This is a genomic window from Paenibacillus sp. 2TAB26 (assembly GCF_052115145.1).
Lineage (GTDB): Bacteria > Bacillota > Bacilli > Paenibacillales > Paenibacillaceae > Pristimantibacillus.
Genome location: NZ_JBFRGC010000011.1, coordinates 78,138 through 96,160, shown reverse-complemented (window position 1 = coordinate 96,160; position 18,023 = coordinate 78,138). Strand labels below are relative to the sequence as shown.

Annotated in this window: 15 protein-coding genes and 1 pseudogene; 12 read left to right on the top strand and 4 right to left on the bottom strand. The window is 40.4% G+C overall.

Going from position 1 to position 18,023, the window contains the following annotated elements; genetic code table 11:
- Positions 1-237: 237 nt before the first annotated feature.
- From AB4Z50_RS14480 to AB4Z50_RS14465, 4 genes are all read left to right on the top strand, one after another.
- Complete coding sequence (locus AB4Z50_RS14480; RefSeq protein WP_441879992.1) at positions 238-396, top strand: hypothetical protein; 159 nt, start codon at positions 238-240, stop codon at positions 394-396.
- A gap of 71 nt (positions 397-467) precedes the next feature.
- Positions 468-1,601: a Fic family protein gene (locus tag AB4Z50_RS14475; RefSeq protein ID WP_441879990.1), complete on the top strand. Its 1,134-nt coding sequence runs from the start codon at positions 468-470 to the stop codon at positions 1,599-1,601.
- Between the two features lie 303 nt (positions 1,602-1,904).
- Complete coding sequence (locus AB4Z50_RS14470; RefSeq protein WP_441879988.1) at positions 1,905-3,965, top strand: zinc-ribbon domain-containing protein; 2,061 nt, start codon at positions 1,905-1,907, stop codon at positions 3,963-3,965.
- A 331-nt stretch (positions 3,966-4,296) separates the two neighbouring features.
- Positions 4,297-4,695 carry a hypothetical protein gene (locus AB4Z50_RS14465; protein WP_441879986.1) on the top strand — a complete coding sequence of 133 codons (399 nt, stop codon included), beginning with the start codon at positions 4,297-4,299 and terminating at the stop codon, positions 4,693-4,695.
- Positions 4,696-5,106: 411 nt separating this feature from the next.
- On the opposite strand, the gene AB4Z50_RS14460 is transcribed toward AB4Z50_RS14465, so the two are convergent.
- Positions 5,107-5,478: an HNH endonuclease gene (locus tag AB4Z50_RS14460; protein WP_441879984.1), complete on the bottom strand. Its 372-nt coding sequence runs from the start codon at positions 5,476-5,478 to the stop codon at positions 5,107-5,109.
- Between the two features lie 206 nt (positions 5,479-5,684).
- Positions 5,685-6,548, bottom strand: a complete 864-nt coding sequence (locus AB4Z50_RS14455; RefSeq protein WP_441879983.1) for an ATP-dependent DNA ligase — start codon at positions 6,546-6,548, stop codon at positions 5,685-5,687.
- A 215-nt stretch (positions 6,549-6,763) separates the two neighbouring features.
- On the opposite strand from AB4Z50_RS14455, the gene AB4Z50_RS14450 reads away from it, so the two are divergent.
- On the top strand, positions 6,764-7,030 hold the full coding sequence (locus tag AB4Z50_RS14450) for a hypothetical protein (RefSeq protein WP_441879981.1): 267 nt from the start codon (positions 6,764-6,766) through the stop codon (positions 7,028-7,030).
- A gap of 263 nt (positions 7,031-7,293) precedes the next feature.
- Here the strand turns inward: AB4Z50_RS14450 and AB4Z50_RS14445 are convergent.
- Positions 7,294-7,560, bottom strand: a pseudogene (locus AB4Z50_RS14445) (potassium channel family protein); the annotation flags it as partial.
- On the bottom strand, positions 7,521-7,817 hold the full coding sequence (locus tag AB4Z50_RS14440) for a DUF4158 domain-containing protein (RefSeq protein ID WP_441879979.1): 297 nt from the start codon (positions 7,815-7,817) through the stop codon (positions 7,521-7,523). The pseudogene AB4Z50_RS14445 and the gene AB4Z50_RS14440, both read right to left, overlap by 40 nt.
- Before the next feature lie 351 nt (positions 7,818-8,168).
- On the opposite strand from AB4Z50_RS14440, the gene AB4Z50_RS14435 reads away from it, so the two are divergent.
- The 7 genes from AB4Z50_RS14435 to AB4Z50_RS14405 all read left to right on the top strand — a co-directional run bounded on the left by AB4Z50_RS14435 (position 8,169) and on the right by AB4Z50_RS14405 (position 18,011).
- Positions 8,169-8,864, top strand: a complete 696-nt coding sequence (locus tag AB4Z50_RS14435) for a response regulator transcription factor (protein ID WP_441879977.1) — start codon at positions 8,169-8,171, stop codon at positions 8,862-8,864.
- A 3-nt stretch (positions 8,865-8,867) separates the two neighbouring features.
- On the top strand, positions 8,868-10,112 hold the full coding sequence (locus AB4Z50_RS14430; protein ID WP_441879975.1) for a sensor histidine kinase: 1,245 nt from the start codon (positions 8,868-8,870) through the stop codon (positions 10,110-10,112).
- A gap of 104 nt (positions 10,113-10,216) precedes the next feature.
- Positions 10,217-10,903, top strand: a complete 687-nt coding sequence (locus AB4Z50_RS14425; RefSeq protein WP_441879973.1) for an ABC transporter ATP-binding protein — start codon at positions 10,217-10,219, stop codon at positions 10,901-10,903.
- Complete coding sequence (locus tag AB4Z50_RS14420) at positions 10,900-13,554, top strand: ABC transporter permease (protein WP_441879971.1); 2,655 nt, start codon at positions 10,900-10,902, stop codon at positions 13,552-13,554. Before AB4Z50_RS14425 ends, AB4Z50_RS14420 begins: the two co-directional genes overlap by 4 nt.
- Before the next feature lie 333 nt (positions 13,555-13,887).
- Entirely contained in the window at positions 13,888-15,267 is a 1,380-nt protein-coding gene (locus AB4Z50_RS14415; RefSeq protein ID WP_441879969.1) for a hypothetical protein, read from the top strand.
- 864 nt (positions 15,268-16,131) lie between these two features.
- Entirely contained in the window at positions 16,132-17,112 is a 981-nt protein-coding gene (locus AB4Z50_RS14410) for an ABC transporter permease (protein WP_441879967.1), read from the top strand.
- Complete coding sequence (locus AB4Z50_RS14405; RefSeq protein ID WP_441879965.1) at positions 17,112-18,011, top strand: carbohydrate ABC transporter permease; 900 nt, start codon at positions 17,112-17,114, stop codon at positions 18,009-18,011. The genes AB4Z50_RS14410 and AB4Z50_RS14405 overlap by 1 nt, the downstream gene beginning before the upstream one ends.
- Positions 18,012-18,023 lie beyond the last annotated feature (12 nt).

Genomic DNA, 18,023 nt, shown 5'->3' with positions numbered 1-18,023 from the left:
ATATTTTTATATGAATAATTTATCATAAGCGAGGAATTAATATGGGAATTTTATTCTTTTTTCCAGTTCGCTCTGTTTTTTGACATAGCGCGATCCTAACTGTATCTCCCTTTAGCACTTTCTTAGCCCGTTGTTACTAAAAAGAGAGAGCAATGGTGGGAATTAGAAAATCGATATACTAAGATGTTACTCATAACGAAGAAAGTAGTGATTAGAGTGGTCGAATTTTCGAAAGTGATGAAGTTTTTTGAGGAAAATAAAGAAGAATATTATAAGGAGCTGCTGGAAAAGGAAGCTGAAGAGTTAGCAAAAGCGCGCAAGGAAGCAGCTGAAAAAAAGCGGAAGCTAAAAGACGGCCTATGTAGGCCGTCTTCTTTCATTCACTCCGGACTTTAATTTTCAAAATAAATGTATATAGCGGTAAAATAGCGGCAAATATGATATAATGGATATATGGAGGGGATGTTATGTTTCAACCGAAATTCTCAAATACAATGAAGATGGTTAATAAACTGCTAGAGATTCAGAGGGCGAGTGTCGTTATTGATCAGTTACCGTTGCCCGTGGATATACTGGAGCAATTACAGAAGGAAGCCAAAGAGACAACGGTATTACTTTCCACCAGAATGGAAGGCAATGACCTGGATGAAGAACAAAAACGTAAAGCTCTTTATCAGAGTAGTGACGTTGATGCAGAGCAGGAAGTATATAACCTAATGAAAGCTATTGAGTTCCTAGAAGATTCAGAGCGTAGAAGCCTACCAATTACAGAAGAATGGATTAAAAAGCTTCATTGCATTATCCGTATTTCTCATGGAAGACGGCCAAGGCTGAGCGAATATCGCACAGAGCAAAACAGGGTAGGGAATCGAAATCAATCAGGGTTTTACATGCCGCCAGAGTATACGGATGTTCCTATTTTAATGGAGGACTTTGTCGCATGGCTCAATTCTCCGGAAACGCATGAACTGCCGGCACCTATTCGGGCGGGTATTGCCATGTGGCAGTTATTAACCATCCATCCTTATATGGATGGTAATGGACGGACGGCCAGAATGATTGCGACCTATATTTTGCGGCGGGGGAGCTTCGGATTAAAGGGATTATTCGTGCTCGAAAACTTCTATGATCGGAATTTAAACGATTATTACAAGGCGCTTCAAATGGGATTGGCACACAATTACTACTTTGGCCGTCATGATGCGGATTTAACGGTTTGGTTGGAATACTTTTTGAATGGTCTGGCAGAAGTTTACACGCAGGCAGCGCAAATTGTTCAAGAGAAGAATTCGGAGCTGCTACGGGTAGAACCGGAACTAATCAGGCAGTTGGATATTCAGCAGCGGCAGTTATTCAGGAAATTGGTATTTAGACAGGATGAAATTACGCCAACAGAAATCATGATGCTACTTAGTATGGGAGATCGGACAGCCAGGGATAAAATAAAACAATGGATCGAGAGCGGATTTTTACAGCCGAAAGACCCGAACGCTCAGCGCATACGAACCGTTACTTTATCGGAATGGTATGAGGAATTAGCTGATCAAATTAGAGAAAATCCCGAGCAGTATCGTTACTTATTATCGAAGGAAGATCTATAGTTAACTAAAGAGGAGCTGCTCTAAAAGGGCGGCTCTTTTTTGTACCCTGCTATTAGAGAAGAGAAATAAGCGCAAAAATGAGCGGACTTAGATCCGATCTTTTTCTTTCCCAGTCCCGATGTTATCGAAGAAGAATACTTATTGCTTTGATCTCCCTCACGGTGACGATCTGCAAAGTATTCTTCTTTTTTTCCGGGTCTATTAGTACTCTGCATCTCTATTAAAAATAATGAAAGACGTATGAAACTCCATTTTCAAACCCATAATAATCTTAAAAAATGGTAGATATTGAGGGTGATGAATATGGCTGCTCCTGACAAACTGGAATATCAAAAGCATTGGTCCAGGAATAAAGTTAAAAAAGTAAAAAATCAGTTAGAGCAAATATATATAAAACTATGGGAAGAGTTAAAACGAGGGAAAATCGTCTCAGAGGAAGAATGGTTTCTTTTTTTTCTAGAAGAGAAAGAGCTCACAAAAAAAATTTCAAGAGTCCCTTTAATACCGAAATCTATAGCTTATAAGACACCGCACTTAATCCACGAATGGCATTCAACGATGAACAAAGAAAAAAATCCTTGTAATATAAGTAATGGCTCTGGACTGAAAGTTTGGTGGACTTGTCAAAGAGGACACACATATGATCTGATTGTCCGGGACAGAACCCAAAAAAACGGAGCACAAAATTGTCCTTATTGCGCAGGAAAAAGAGTATCTAACGAAAACTCATTAGGGGCAATGTTTCCTGAATTAATATCAGACTGGCACCCTACGTTAAATGGTGAATTAACTCCATTTGATTTCACTCATGGATCAAATAAAATTGTTTGGTGGAAATGTCCAGAGGGACATGACTATGATTCTAAAGTTGTATCAAGAACAAAGGGGAATGGTTGTAGGTTTTGTTCGGGGAATGATATAAATTTTGAAACGAGCCTGGCTACCACGCATCCTGATATTGCCGCTCAATGGCATCTAAGTTTGAACGGTTCTCTGAAACCAACTGATGTAAGATGCGGTTCAGTTAAAAAGGTGTGGTGGTTCTGTGATAACAATCACACTTATGAAAGATCTATTTACCATCGGTCACAGCGAAACCAGGGCTGTCCATATTGTTCTGGACGCAAATTGCTGCCTAACAACTCTTTAGCAGCTAAAAACACTAAACTTTCCTTAGAGTGGCACCCTATAAAAAATGGAACATTAAGCCCATGGGGTGTTCATTCGAATAGCACATTAAAAGTATGGTGGTTGTGTAGGAAAAACCATGAATGGGAAGCCAATATAAACAATCGTAATAACGGAAATGGATGTTACTTTTGCAGCTTTTCAACACAGTCATCATTTCCTGAACAAGCAATTTATTTTTACATTAAACAAATTTATCCTGACGCAGAAAATAAGTACAAACTAAAATATAAAGGAAAAACGCTCGAAGTGGATATATTTATTCCATCCCTTGATTTATGTATTGAATATGATGGATACTACCATAAAAGAGAAGTGGCAATTATAAGGGATAAAAAAAAGAATACGCAGTTGCTTGAGCTTGGGAAAAAAGTGATTAGGGCACGCATTAAGTATCTTCCTGATATTGAACAAAGTGACGTACATGTGCTATATAGGGAAGACGAGAAAAGTAACGAATCTTTGGAAAAATGTGTCCAGGAGCTATTTAAATACATTCAATCTGCTTATAAAGATAACGAAGCCTTAAAGTTAAAGCTTCATTTTTTATCTATTAACCTTGAAAGAGATCAGGCAGTTATTTATGAGAAAGTAGCAAACCGGAATGACTCAAAATCATTGAAAATAATGAGTCCAGAGATAACAAAAGATTGGCATCCAAACTTAAACGGAAACTTGCAGCCTGAAGATGTGTCTTATGGATCGGAAATGAAAGTGTGGTGGATGTGTGAGAATGGACACAGCTTTCGATCTAGAATAAGTAATAGGTTACATGGAAACGGGTGTCCTGAATGTTCTAATTTAAAGAGAACTGAAGTAACCAAGGAAAATTGTTTGGCTGCTAAATGCCCAAAAATATCCTTGGAATGGCATCCCGTTATGAATCAAAATACGACTCCTTTCGATGTACGGCCAACTTCTTCATACAAGGCATGGTGGAGATGCAAAAACAACCACGAATTTCAAGCGTCCGTAAGGGGTAGATATTATCATAGTGGAGGATGCAAAAGATGCAGCTATGATCGAAAGGTTGAAAAGAAGCAGCTAAAGTTAGAAACTATAAAAAGACTGCTGGACGCACAAGTTGGAAGAGAAGAAATAGCAAAAATAACGAATATAAAACTTAGTACGTTGTATCAATATCAAAGTGAGCTATTAATACCATATCAAAAATAAAAAGAGAGCAGCGATCGCTACTCTCTTTCTTCTTTCGCATTAAAAAACTACAAAAATACAAGAGAGGATGCAACCGTTAGGTCGCACCCTCTTTACTCCTTGCTCTTTCGCCTCTTAACGAGGATATCGTTCACTATTATATGTGTCTAGAGTAGAACATTTTCTCCAAATAGTCAATACGATTGGCTTTCCTGTCGTTTTTGCTTTTTCTGTATTAAAAAACTTCTTCATCAATAAACCTTCAGGCTATAAAATAAATGGTACACATGTTAAACTGCTTTTTTAAATAAAACAGACTAGAGGTGAACGACTTATCGCCGTATACACACTTTTGGAGCCTGATGATCCGGAATATTTTAATCAATGTGAGTTTGTTAAAACTTATATGCTAGCCAATTTCGGGCTAAAACTGATAGATTGGGGAACTGCTCATTCCGAAGCCATAAGTGTTTATTGGGAATTACTTGGTATTGTGATAGATCCTGAAGAAGATGCTTTCATTTTTCCTGAAGACTTAAAAGAAGCAATTATTCAAACAAAAATAATTAATGAAGAAAAATATAGAAAAGCTATGGAATTAAATCGCCACTTCGCAAAAGCTGAAAGTATCATAATAACTTCAAATATTGAAGCACTATATAAACGGCAATTGTATGGTGAAGCAACTGGATCGCATGTACGAAATGAAATTTGTAAGTGGTATGGGTTAGATCCTAACCTTATAGATTAAACACATGGAATAAGGAGTGAATTGTATTGTCACGTTATGGTGTCCCTATGAACGCAATTGTTAGATTAAAGCCACAAAATAAAAAATCGAAATTTCAGTGTAGACTATGTGGAAAAGAACATACGAATGAAAATTTTGGATTTTGCTCAAAGTCTTGCCGGAAGGCGCATCCGTCGTTCCTAGTATCCTATGAATTTACAGATATATCTTTGGCCAAAGAATTCGTTGTGAAACGGCGTAAGGAACATTTGATCTTTATAGTAGGAGATAATCATAAAACCTGGCTAGTTACTAAAGGGAATTCATTGAAATTAAAGGAAATAGGATATAAAGAAATTACTTAAAACGCTGCCTATCACCACAAAACATAAGACACAAAAAAAGGCCTGAAGGTTTTCCCTGAAGACCTTTTTATTTTTTTGATTTGAACTTTGTGAGAAAAGGCTCACAATCAATATATATGCTGAAGCCATCGTCTTCTTGGTGAGGTAGAGGAGGGGGGATTGAATTACAAAGATGCTTTCGTCGCGCCTTCTTGTAAAAAGTTTGGGCTTTCCATATCATGTCAGAAACGACCATATTAGATTTTCCAACGTTACATAATTTACAAAGAGATTGAAGGTTATTCATATTATTAGTTCCGCCACGGGAAACAGGGATAATATGATCTACCTCCATAATTACCTTCGGTGCTTTGCGACCACATAATTGACATGTCGATTTGTCGCGGATTAATACAGCAGCTCTAACTTCAACTGGTACATTAACACGAATATGCTTCATGAAATTTATATCCTTTTTTATTAGTCTATAAAGATAGTATTACCGTGCTAAGTAGGGAATAGACAGTGAAAAACAAAATGTTCGAAATCAGTGCAAGGGAGCGGGAACCATACCTTCGCCGCAGCGTGCGAACCGAACGTGCTGAACCAGCGCTTTGGAAGAATAATTATGAGCTATGAGTCGCGGCGCGTGGGATTAAGTAACATCTAAAAGATAAACTCTACAAAAATCGGAGTCATAAAATTCCCGCTTCGTAATACTCCCCTATGCTTTACTTTGCAACGAATCAATGGTTTTATCCATACAATATCATTCATTTCCTTAGTAATAATTGTTTTTGCAATCTGATAAAAAGCAAGTTTATGATCAGGTGAAGCACCAAATTCCATTAACCCCACATTCTTGAACTTATTCTCAACTGTAGGTATTGCAATGTACCACCCGCTTTTGTTTTTGCGGTACCCAACAATATAAAAAATATCGTAACGCCAGTTAATTATTTTTACCCAAACGTCTTTTGGACGGACGCTCACGTGCCCGTCCCTTGAATAATACCGGGAATCTTTGGACTTAGCGACCATGCCTTCAAGTTCAAATTGTTTGATTTTTTCGAAGAGCTCAATTCCTTTTTCTTGTATATAAAATAATTTGTTTAAATGTGGTTGATTAACAATCACCTCAGCTAGCAGCTGCTTTCGTTCGAGGAGCGGCATATTCATTACAGACTTTCCACGATGCTTTAATATGTCGAAAACAATGTATGTTATGGGATTTGATCTAGCTGCAATCTCTGTTCTTTTAGTGGTGTTAATTCTCTTCATTACAGCTTCGAAATCTTCTTTGAGAGAATCCTCTGGATAATAGCACACAATTTCACCATCAAGTAATGTTCCTTTATCGATCTCTAACCTTTCGATCTCTGGTAATCGATTCGTTATGTCGTTTGAATGCCTGGTATATAAAGCTTTATTTGTATCGGTGTAGTCATATAATAATCGAACACCATTTCCTTTAGGCTCAAATAGAAAATCAGGATCATCGAACGGTTCCGATCTAACATCTAAAAGCATAGGAGGGGTGAACATTTAGATTCCTTCTTTCCTTTTTACATAGGATTCGCTTTTTAATATTGAATATACTTAAAATGCGATATTGACTCTAATCCAATGATTTGCTGATGATCTTTCAATGAGCCAACAGCACACCCAACACCCACTTATCGTCTTGATTTACAACAGGGGGGTTGTGTTATGCTTCTCATAAATGAAATGTGAGGGGAAAATGTATGATTCATTTTGAAGACGTATGGCGGTGCATTATGACTCATCAAGGCAGTGAGTTCACACAAAAAATGGGGAAGAGATTTACATATACGATGAAGGGTACTACACTCGTTCCAAGCACAACAAATTTCAATATTCCGAAGAGCCATATTGAAAAAGCCTGGAATCGGATGCCTGTAAATGGCCCGGGTGAGATTAATGATTTGATCGCTCCGTCCTACCTGTATGCTATATTGAATGACAAACGAATATTTCAACTCGGTGAATAAACTCTTGAGGCTAAAAACGGAGCGGGTTTTTGCATATGCTTTACTCGCCACCTTGAATCAAAATATAGGGGGACATATGAATATATTCAGCCATTACGCACATAGGGAAAATCATTGCACCAATGTTCTGATGAATCTACTTTCCTTGAATGATTCGCAGTTAATGAAGCAGTTCGCAAAAAGGTTTCTCCTTGAGTCAGAATATCTTGAATTTGGAACGACAAAGTATTTGCTCTTTACAGAGAGTGCATTTGTAGCCTCGAAATGGTCGTCAGAATGCTGGCCTGAATATCGTCTCCGATTGCAACAACGCCGCAGTCGAAATTTCGGACGCCGAGCGAGCGGAGCGCTTCCTCGTCCGTACAATCAGCGGACACAGCGTAGGTGAGCACGCTGCTCATCTCCTGCACGGCTTCCTCGTCCTTATCAATGCCCAGTACCTCGTTGCCCAGCTCAATCAGCTCTCGGCCCAAACTTGAACCGAATCTACCTAACCCGATAATGACAAATTGCTTCTTTTTTGCTCCCACCTGGTGATTGAACGACCTGTCCAATCGTACCCGGCATACAATTCAGGTTCGGAATATATTTGTTTGGCAATGTAGGCGATCACGGCTTTCGGTACTTCAAACTTATGGCTTGGAAAACGTGCCTCATTTTGAAAAAACTTGAGTAGCACGGCAAATCCAATCTTGGTTTCCCCTGTCTTATTCTCAATCAAACTCATTTCGTTCGGCAGTATCGTGAAATGCTCGATTAATTCGTCCAGTTCCCAATTTCGCTTCATATTATCCCCTCCAAATAAAGTTCCTATAACAGTGAGTATCGGAACTTATTACTTGAAATAAGTATATCCAAGCTGTATATTTTAGACAATATGAGTATCAAATAGCTCGAAGTTCCGTTTACAAAAATAGATTTGGAACTTTAATTTATAATTTGGACTAAGCTAACTGGCAGAGAAGGTTATATCGCTATATAAAGTTATACTAGGATGAATTAGAATATGTTGCCTTAGGTTTTTATTACGCATTCATACTTTTCATCGACCAGCTGAATACACAACTACCCCAATCCAGACATGAACATGAATATAACCACCTTATACATGTAAAAATAATGAAAGATGAGGTGCATAATGAATCGAATATTGCTTGTTGAAGATGATGAAAATTTGGTGTTTGGTATTGAATATACCTTAACGAGTGAAGGATATACCGTTGTTGTTGCCGGTAGCTTAGAAGAAGCCAAAAAGGCATTCAAGACAAATGTCGTCGATCTAATTTTGTTAGATGTGAATTTACCGGATGGTTCTGGGTACGAACTCTGTAGGGAAATCCGGGCATCGTCTCAGGTTCCCATCATATTCTTGACTGCTTTGGATGAGGAGACAAATGTTGTTGTAGGGCTTGATTTGGGAGCAGATGATTATATGACCAAACCGATCCGGACCAAAGAACTTCTATCCAGAATGAAAGCCGTATTAAGGCGAAATCATAAACCTAAGGATGAAGTAAATAGATGGATATCCGACGATATTGAACTCCGAGTTCTCGAAGGAACTGTCTTCAAGTGCAATCAAGAGCTTTTGTTGACGGGGCTGGAATATCGATTACTATTAATGCTAATTACTCACCCGAAACAAATTTGCAGCAGAAGTACCCTTCTTCACAGTCTTTGGGATATGTCAGGAGAATTCATTGATGACAACACCCTTTCGGTCCACATCAGAAGGTTAAGAGAGAAAATTGAGGATGTTCCTGCTGCACCGAAATATATCATTACCAATCGAGGAGTCGGATACAAATGGAATGCAGATGTCATAGGACGATAAACCATGATTGAAGTCGTCCGTAATCCAGAGTGGAAGTCCATCGCCGGTAAAGTCATTGTATTACAAGTATTGTTAGCGGTACTCGTGTTCGTTTTTATGAGTCAGCAAGTCGGGCATATCAATAAGGCCATAGTTAATCAGAATGTTGCGCTGATAGGTCACGTTTTAAAGAAAGAGCCGCAATTTGAAAATGAAATCATCCACTACATCACTCAGGGAGCCCAAGAACATGAAGTAACAGAAGGCAAAAGGATATTGGCGCAATATGGTTACAACGAAGAGATGTCAGTCGAAGATCAACCAGCCCTTTCAGGCATCGCATTGCCCAAGATTACGGCAGCTCTCGTTTTGCTTCTTGTCATTCCATTCATGCTGTTGTTGCTATGGGAATATCGTAAATTGTTTGGCAAGATCAGGACCGTTGCCGTTGCCGCGGAGGAGGTCGTAGAACATCATTTCGACAAACCGCTTCCCGAGAACGATGAGGGCGACTTTGGTTTTTTAGGACGCAGCTTCAACGCCATGGCGGGAAGGTTGCACAACAGTCTCGAACAACTGAAACAAGAAAAAAGATTTCTGCGCAACTTGCTCTCCGATATTTCGCATCAGCTCAAAACGCCGTTGGCATCGCTAATTGTTTTTAATGAGAATTTGCTAAATGGTCCAAATATGAAGAATGAAATGAAAATGAAATTTCTAGAACGGAGCCAACAGCAACTTGAACGAATGGAATGGCTGATTATCAGCTTACTGAAGCTGGCGCGGGTCGAAGCGGGTGCAATCGTGTTTCACAAGGAAGAGACTCGATTAAGGGAACTGATCGAAGATGCAGTACAGTCGTTGCGATTGTTATCCGAGCAAAAGAGGCAAACGATCTGTATCTGCGGTGGCGAAGAAATGCTCGTAAAAGCGGATGCGGAATGGCTGACAGAAGCTTTTATTAATTTGATCAAAAATGCACTGGAGCATACCCAGAGAGACGGGGAAATCAAGATCGTTTTGGAAGAAAACGCACTATTTTTTACGGTCAGTGTTCGCGATAACGGGGAGGGTATTTCCCAGGAAGACCTTCCTCATATTTTCAAACGATTTTATAGCGGGAGAAGCGCAACAAAGCCACAAAGCATTGGCATTGGATTGTCGTTAACCAAGTCAATCATTGAAGGACAAGGCGGGATCATAACGGTTGATAGTAAACCAGGAGAGGGGACCGAATTCAAGATTTCGTTCATTAGAGGAAACGGGTGAAGAGGAAGCTTACGAAAAAGTAAGCTTCCTCTTCACTTTATCGTAAGCTTCGAGGCTTATACTAACAAAGAGAAACGTGAAACATAAGCTTAGGAGGTAGACAGGTGGATATACTAAAAACCGTGAATTTATGCAAAACCTATGGAAGCGCAGAGGCGAAGGTTGAAGCATTAAAAGATGCAAATTTCTCCGTTCAACAGGGGGAATTTGTTGCTATCGTAGGGGCCAGCGGATCAGGGAAGAGCACTTTGATGCATCTATTAGGCGGGGTGGACCGCCCGTCTGGCGGACAAGTCATCATCGATGGTACGGATATTTATAACAAAAAAGAAGCGGAGCTCGCTATATTCCGGAGACGAAAGATTGGATTTATTTTTCAATCCTACAACCTGATCCCGGTCCTATCTACGGAGGAAAATATTAAGTTGCCGCTATTATTGGAGAACAAAAAGGGTGATGAAAAATATGTGCAGGAATTAATGGGGATATTAGGCCTCACCGAGCGAAGGCACCATCTTCCATCCGAATTGTCAGGCGGACAACAGCAAAGAACGGCTATTGGACGTGCTTTAATCAATAAACCCTCGATTATTTTAGCGGATGAGCCCACCGGAAATCTGGATAGTAAAAGCAGTAAGGAAATCATGGATTTACTAACGTTCTCCGTTAAAAAATATCATCAGACATTAATTATGATCACGCATGATCTAAATATTGCCAAAACCGCAGATCGAGTCGTAAGAATCGAAGACGGCCTCCTTCAACAGCCAAATGAGGTGAATGAACGTTGAATAGCTACACGGGTCTTACCGGGAAATATTTAAAGGGACAGAAAAAAAGATCGCTGCTTACGATTTTCGGTATTATCTTGTCGGTTACGTTGCTCACATCCATTGGAACGATCGGGATGAGCTATTGGGATAAATTAATCAGACAAACCATAAATCACTACGGAGATTACCACGTCTCCATCAATGGCATTTCAGGAGAAGCCGTCCCGAAGGTAAAAAACAATGCATCCGTGGAAAGTGCCGGCGTCATCAGTAGGGAAGGATACGCCATCATTAAGGAAACAAACGAGAAGGAAATGCACGAAAATCCGTTTGCCGCACCCTACCGATACTTGAATGTCAAGGGATATGATGCGAATGCGATATCCATGCTTCAAGTACAGCTCGACTCAGGCAGGCTGCCTAAAAATCCGAATGAGATTGTCCTTTCATCATCGAGTTTGAGTCTCTTTTCAGAAAAACCGAAACTTGGCGATACGATGGAGCTCAAGCTTGGGATTCGGAAGGTGGCGTCCACCGGTGAAGACAAGAAAATTAACGGATTTGGTGATTTTGGCTGGGATCTTGACGAAGCCTTCCAAGCTCAATCCCAAAAAGATTATACCATCGTCGGCTTTATGAAGTCGCCAACGGGGAATTGGTCTTCAAGTTACATCTTTCCTGCCATTACTTTCAACGATAACAAGACCATCGACAACAAGAAAAAGTACTTCATTTATGTCAAAATGAAATCTTTGAATGGAGTCCAAAATAAAACAGAAGCCATCATGTCCTCTTTACAGTTGGGTAATGTCGAACAAGGTTCAGCAATGCAACTGGGTAAGGATAATTTTATTAAGGATGTAAGAATTGATTACAATAATGAGCTGCTTAAATTGTATGGCAAAAGTATTTATAAGGGGGTAAACAACAGTCTAACCCTTGCGTTTGTCGCAGTTATTGTGATTATTATGATTTGTACGATTGCCGTAATCTATAATACTTTTCATATTTCTGTACTAGAACGAATTTCACAATTTGGCATGCTGAGATGCATTGGAGCTACACCAGCCCAAATTCGCAAAATTGTAATGCAAGAAGCGAGACTGTTGAGCTTGATCGGCATACCCATCGGGCTTCTTACGGGAACCCTTTTTATGAAGTTATTGTTCTACAATATCAGCTTGTTAACATTAGGTTTCTTAAACGATATGAGAATGGTCATCTCCATACCGATTCTGATTGCTGCCGGTTTATTAGGCCTGCTGAGCGTATTTTTTTCCGCCATTGGACCAGCAAAACAAGCAGCTCGCGTATCACCTCTGGAAGCGCTAAAAAGTACGGGGAACACGAAGGTTGAACATATCACGAAGGTCAAAAAGTCCCGGTTCGTTAAAAAGCTGTTTGGCATCGTAGGGCAATTCGCCAGCAGGAACTTGCAGCGGAACAAAAAACGGTTCCGGATAACAGCCTTTTCCATGATTATTAGCATTACTTTGTTTATTGTATTTAGCGGTTTGGTTGATTTCATGCGGCAAGCAACACAGATCTCTGGTGCTCAGTATTCTTATTCGCTTTCCTATGATGGGCCTTCAAAACGAATAGATGATACCGTGTATCAGCATATTGCCAAGCTTGATGCTGTTCAACAAGCTTACAAGTATTACAATGATCAAGTAGAGGCAATCATCCCTAAGGATAAGGTTGATCCCAAATATTATGAATTAAGAAAGGGTCGATATCTCGTTGCTGAAGGCGAGGGGTATCGAACAGATAATAATTTTCTTACGTCCTATGGAGACAATGGCTTGGATGCTCTGCAATTCAAACTCACGGCCGGAAAGATCGACAAGGAGAAAATGAACCAAGAAAACGGAGTTGTCGTTCTACAAAAAGTAAGCACGAAAACGGAAAGTGGAAAACAACTGATTATCGATCAAACCCGCTTTAAGGTTGGAGATCGCATCAAAATTCGAGCAACGAACGGAGACCGAAAAGTTTACCAAACCGTGACAGTGGCCGGAATCGTTGATCAAGACTTGTTGATGAAGGGATATACTAGCAGTGAAATTATTTCATTCATTACGACGACGGAAGTTTATTCCAAGATTATGGGGATCGACGCATATTCCAGAATCTTCATTCTTGCAAATCCGGATATATCGAACCAGCCTATAACAGACTATCTCAAATCGTTAAATGAAAAAGACTCCGGATTTAACTACAATGATCGAGTGGCGGAAGTCGCCCAAGCCAAAAACGACGCAATGACTTTTAGCATCTTGCTTTATGGTTTTATCGGTGTCATTGTGCTAATTGGTTTCTTGAACATTATGAATACAGTAAGTACGAATCTAATTCTTCGTACGAAAGAGTTTGCAGTTCTCAAGGCCATCGGCATGACCCAGAGTGAAGTGAGGAAAATGATTATTTTAGAAGGCATATTTTATGGTTTATTTGCCGCCGTGATCGGGATTATCATAGGGACGGCTCTGAATTATGGAATACATGTTCTCTTCGCAGGTGCTTTGGATACAGCCTGGGTGATCCCATTGGACAGTATCGGCATTGCTTTCGCGGGTGCGATGATTACGACGCTCGTCGCAACGATTTGGCCGATGTACAGGTTAAATAAAGTAAATATCGTAGATGCTCTTCGGAGGGAGAATTAGGGTAAACTAGCTGAAAAGGTCCCATAAATTTCGAAATGACCATCGAGTTTTAGACAGAGATCCCCGCTCAATCAAAATGGTTAGAATAAGGAGATCTGTGCCTTAAGCTCGTGTCGGGGGACAAGAGCATACCTCATTAGAACCGCGTACTACGCGGTTTTTTCATTTAATGGGCGCAAGTTCTTGTACTGGCATAAGGAAAAGAAACTTTAATACCCGGTAGGTCATACCTAACGGGCACGTTAGTTTAATCGAACAGGTTGCAATTTCAACATTTAGTAATCATAATATGAACTCTCCTGAAATGGAAAGATCTCTTACATTTTTATCCACATGTTTGCGGGTGGTGTCAGCTACGCTGGTATTACCCGATATATGGAGAGTGTTAAGCTGGACAATGTTCACATCCAGCAAGGACAATTAGAGCGGATGTTACTCCTCGCTGTACTATTGACGAAGGAGATCAAGTCAAATGCGACTGTAGCTTCAGCAATCCTGGATGCGGACACACGTACGATCGACATGTCCAATGCTTCGATGAGTCCAAAAGAGGAAGGGAAGCGGGATCTTGTTGACGAGCTGGTTAAATACACCGCACATTCATTATTTCAGGGAAATTTTCCTTACTTCCGATCAATTGGCACCTATTTGTTGACAGGTAACTTCAACCGAGTAGATTTCTTGGAAGATTTGAAGTTCTTCCGGAATGAGCATGAAGCGAAGAAAAGACCAGAGAAACAGAGGGCCCCAGAGGAGCTGCTTATCGATCAATACTGGAAGTTAACAGACAAGGAATTTACTGATGCTGTGGTTACCGTTCTAGACAAAGTGGAAGTTGGAAGCTATTTACTATTAAAATACGCGCAATTATATGTATATTTTATCCATTTTCTCGAGAAAGTGATTCTACCTGGGCAATACGAGGAGGGGCTACTAGCTAAGTTTAAGAAGGGTATTGATATCGTGATCGAATCTATCGATGCCTCCGAGGAGTTTATTACGGTTCCTTTTGATTTTTTAAGCGATAATGATAAGGTGAAAAGATTAAACATGTACATCAAGCAGCAGATGAGCAACAAACGAAATCAAGACTTCGATCGGATTGCTCGCGAGTTAGAGTATATGCTTAAAACAGAACCGAAACAGTTCGTAAGTAAGTTGTACCAGTATCAGAACAAACTGTATTTTCCACTGTTTAAATATTTCGACGCGGTTACCTTTGTGGAGGACCTATTTGCCTTGGATAATGAAGTGTTAATGGATGTTCGCAACGCCATTGTCAACCGTTATCAAGCAACAAATATCGGCGATTTTCTAGAGGGTGACCGAGATCCGCTTAAGACCATTTTGGAACATATAGAGATTAAGAACCAGGCTACGCCCGCTTCATCTTTGTCAAGAGTGCTAAGGGAGCGATTTGCGGATCATTTTGAAGAAGTTGAGTCAAAGCGAAATTGGGTCAAAAACCGGAGTGAACGATCTTATGATCGGATAAAAGATCTGACTCTTTGCCAATTTATTTTGGTTGTAGGAAGAAGCTGTAACTCAAAAGTGTACCTAAAACAAGACGAATATTTTTGGGTTTCATTGAGTTTAAATCTTGAGATTATTGAAGAAATTGATAAGTGCATTTTCTCAAAATTACTAGAGACAGGAAATAGGTTCGAACTGTTTGAACAAAGAAAGTTGAAGATGGAGAAATTATTTAAATAGTGTTTTTTATTGTGGCCACATGGGGATAATAATTCCCATGTGGTTTTTATAATTGACGAATTTTGAAGCTAAGTGCAACGCTTCTTTCAATAAGGGCTCACCAGCCGATTTGACCCGGAAGTTCTTTGTGATTAGTTAACTAATGACCGTCGGTATATAAAAGAGAGAATTAAGTACATATTCAGTGAGATTTTTCCTGCATTAAATTTGCAAATAACAAACGATACGAGTGAGTAAATAAGCGAGAAGAGCAAACTGCATCATTGTGACACAAGCCATTGTCAGAGGACAAGAACTTATATCCTTAGCCGATTTGCTGAACCGTGCTGTTGCTCGGTGGGGACGAGCGAGGAATGCGAAAATTTGTCGGAGTTATGTGTGTCGAGTAGTGAGATGTCGTGTGACAGAATATAGTAACATTGAAAACCGCATAAATTGCGGTTTTATTTATGATATTAAGTTCTTGTCAAAATGAAATGAAAAGAACTTGATAACATTGCTGATGAGTGATAAGAACTTTGCAACATTCCCGACATGATGCTTATTCCGCAAGTTCCGAATACTCGTTGTCGGGATCATACATCGACTCCAATTCGCAATACCTGAACTGCTTGGTCGTCTTAGATCCACTAGGCTAAACCAAATATAACAAGACACAATCCCTTGCGAAACAAAGGTTTTTTGCTATATTTCCGAAATGAAACGCGCTGCGCCGCCAACGGGAGGCGGCAGGTTCACCTTTCTTAGCTATGCGTCTCGACTGGTCCGAACATCATAAAAATGGACAGTGTCAGTCAAAAAATGATCCGTAGATGGGGCAAGAAAAAGTAAGCTACAATGACGTTATGAAGGAGGAGAAGACAGATGCAAGCGGATACAACAGGTAATGATATTAATGCGATTCGACAAAACCGGATATTATGGAAGCGGTTTAAAAGACAAAGTTTGCCACAAACATTTGTCCTGCTCGGCATATTGTTTTTGATTATCTTTTCTTACATTCCCATGTTCGGGATCCTCATGGCATTCAAGGACTACCGTATTACAGACGGTGTGCAGGGAATATTTACGAGCGAATGGGTAGGGCTAAAATATTTGAATGAATTTGTAGGCGATTACAGGTTTAACGATTTGGTTCGGAATACGTTGATTCTTAGTATCTTGAAAATTGTATTTGCTTTTCCTATTCCGATTTTATTCGCTTTAATGCTTAACGAGCTGAAGGGAGCTGGGTTCAAAAGGTTCGTGCAGACTGTGAGTTATTTCCCGCATTTCATCTCCTGGGTCGTTGTGGTGGGTTTAGCTTTCGTGTTTTTTTCGTCAGAAGGCGGCCTCGTTAATTTACTGCTCTTAAAATTAAACGTAGTGGACGAGCCTCTTACAATACTGACGGACCCTCATTCATTCTGGGGACTTGCTGTAGGGAGCGCGGTATGGAAGGAAGCGGGTTGGTGGACGATTATCTTCCTGGCTGCAGTAGTAGGTATCAATCCTGCGTTGTATGAGGCGGCAGAAATTGACGGAGCTGGACGGTTGAAGCGAATTTGGCACATTACGCTGCCGGGCATTAAGGGAGCGGTCGTCGTCGTACTGATCCTGTCGATTGGAAGTTTGTTGGGGGGCGGACTGGTTGGTTCCAACTTTGAGCAAGCTTTCTTGTTGGGTAACTCAGTCAACAGCGATACGTCAGAAATTGTTCAGACGTATGCCTTCAAGATGGGGCTTGCAGAAGGACGTTTTGCCTACGCTACTGCGATCGATCTGGTGCAATCCGTCATATCGGTTTTCCTCATCTTTACAAGTAATTTCATAGCCAAGCGAATTTCAGGACAGGGGTTATTTTAATGGTGAGCATTCGGAAGAAGTGGAAACGGCGGACCCTTGAGGATTGGCTCGTTGACAGTATTAATATGGTGTTGATCTTGTTTGTCGTCATAATGACGTTTTATCCTTTCTATTATTTGTTGATTATATCATTCAATCAAGGCCTGGACGCGGCAAAGGGAGGTATTTACTTCTGGCCGAGAAAATTTACACTGGATAATTACTCGACGTTTTTCCAAGATCCCAAATGGCGAGTAAGCTTTCTAGTATCATGTGCGAGAACGGTTGTTGGAACGCTATTGGGAGTAATGTTTACAAGTTTAGTTGCTTACGGGTTGGCTTATAAGCAGCTTTTGTTCAAGAAAACGTATTTTGCGATCGTCATCGTCGCGATGTATTTCTCCGGTGGTATGATTCCTTATTATGTGGTGCTACGGGAGCTGCAACTGCTTAACCATTTCGCTGTATACGTCATCCCTTCCATGTTGAATCTGTTCTTCTTGCTCATCGCGATTTCATTCTTCAAAGAAATCCCCGATGAACTTCAAGAATCGGCCCGTATCGACGGTGCCAATGATTTGACGATCTTTTACAAGATGATCCTCCCGATCTCGCGGCCGCTTCTAGCTACGATGTCGTTGTTCCTCGGCGTTGGGCAGTGGAACTCTTGGCTCGATTCCGCCTATTTCGTGCAAAGTAACAATCTGCGTACGTTAACGTACCGCATGATGGAGATCATCAATCAAAGCACGATGCCGACAGATGCGATGAGCGCGGATTTCGCATCGATGAATACGGTGACAACATTCTCCATTCAGGTTACGGCTATGGTTGTCGCCATTATCCCGATCATGCTCGTATACCCGTTTTTGCAGAAGCATTTTGTTAAAGGCGTTATGATTGGAGCAGTCAAAGGCTAGTGATCATAATAT

Bases quoted from the DNA above. Each gene is read 5' to 3' on its own strand.
- AB4Z50_RS14475 (WP_441879990.1), top strand. From the start codon at position 468: ATGTTTCAACCGAAATTCTCAAATACAATGAAGATGGTTAATAAACTG.
- AB4Z50_RS14440 (WP_441879979.1), bottom strand. From the start codon at position 7,817: ATGAAGCGAAATTGGGAACTGGACGAATTAATCGAGCATTTCACGATA.
- AB4Z50_RS14435 (WP_441879977.1), top strand. From the start codon at position 8,169: ATGAATCGAATATTGCTTGTTGAAGATGATGAAAATTTGGTGTTTGGT.
- AB4Z50_RS14410 (WP_441879967.1), top strand. From the start codon at position 16,132: ATGCAAGCGGATACAACAGGTAATGATATTAATGCGATTCGACAAAAC.
- AB4Z50_RS14455 (WP_441879983.1), bottom strand. From the start codon at position 6,548: ATGCTTTTAGATGTTAGATCGGAACCGTTCGATGATCCTGATTTTCTA.
- AB4Z50_RS14430 (WP_441879975.1), top strand. From the start codon at position 8,868: ATGATTGAAGTCGTCCGTAATCCAGAGTGGAAGTCCATCGCCGGTAAA.
- AB4Z50_RS14460 (WP_441879984.1), bottom strand. From the start codon at position 5,478: ATGAAGCATATTCGTGTTAATGTACCAGTTGAAGTTAGAGCTGCTGTA.
- AB4Z50_RS14470 (WP_441879988.1), top strand. From the start codon at position 1,905: ATGGCTGCTCCTGACAAACTGGAATATCAAAAGCATTGGTCCAGGAAT.
- AB4Z50_RS14450 (WP_441879981.1), top strand. From the start codon at position 6,764: ATGATTCATTTTGAAGACGTATGGCGGTGCATTATGACTCATCAAGGC.
- AB4Z50_RS14480 (WP_441879992.1), top strand. From the start codon at position 238: ATGAAGTTTTTTGAGGAAAATAAAGAAGAATATTATAAGGAGCTGCTG.
- AB4Z50_RS14415 (WP_441879969.1), top strand. From the start codon at position 13,888: ATGTTTGCGGGTGGTGTCAGCTACGCTGGTATTACCCGATATATGGAG.
- AB4Z50_RS14405 (WP_441879965.1), top strand. From the start codon at position 17,112: ATGGTGAGCATTCGGAAGAAGTGGAAACGGCGGACCCTTGAGGATTGG.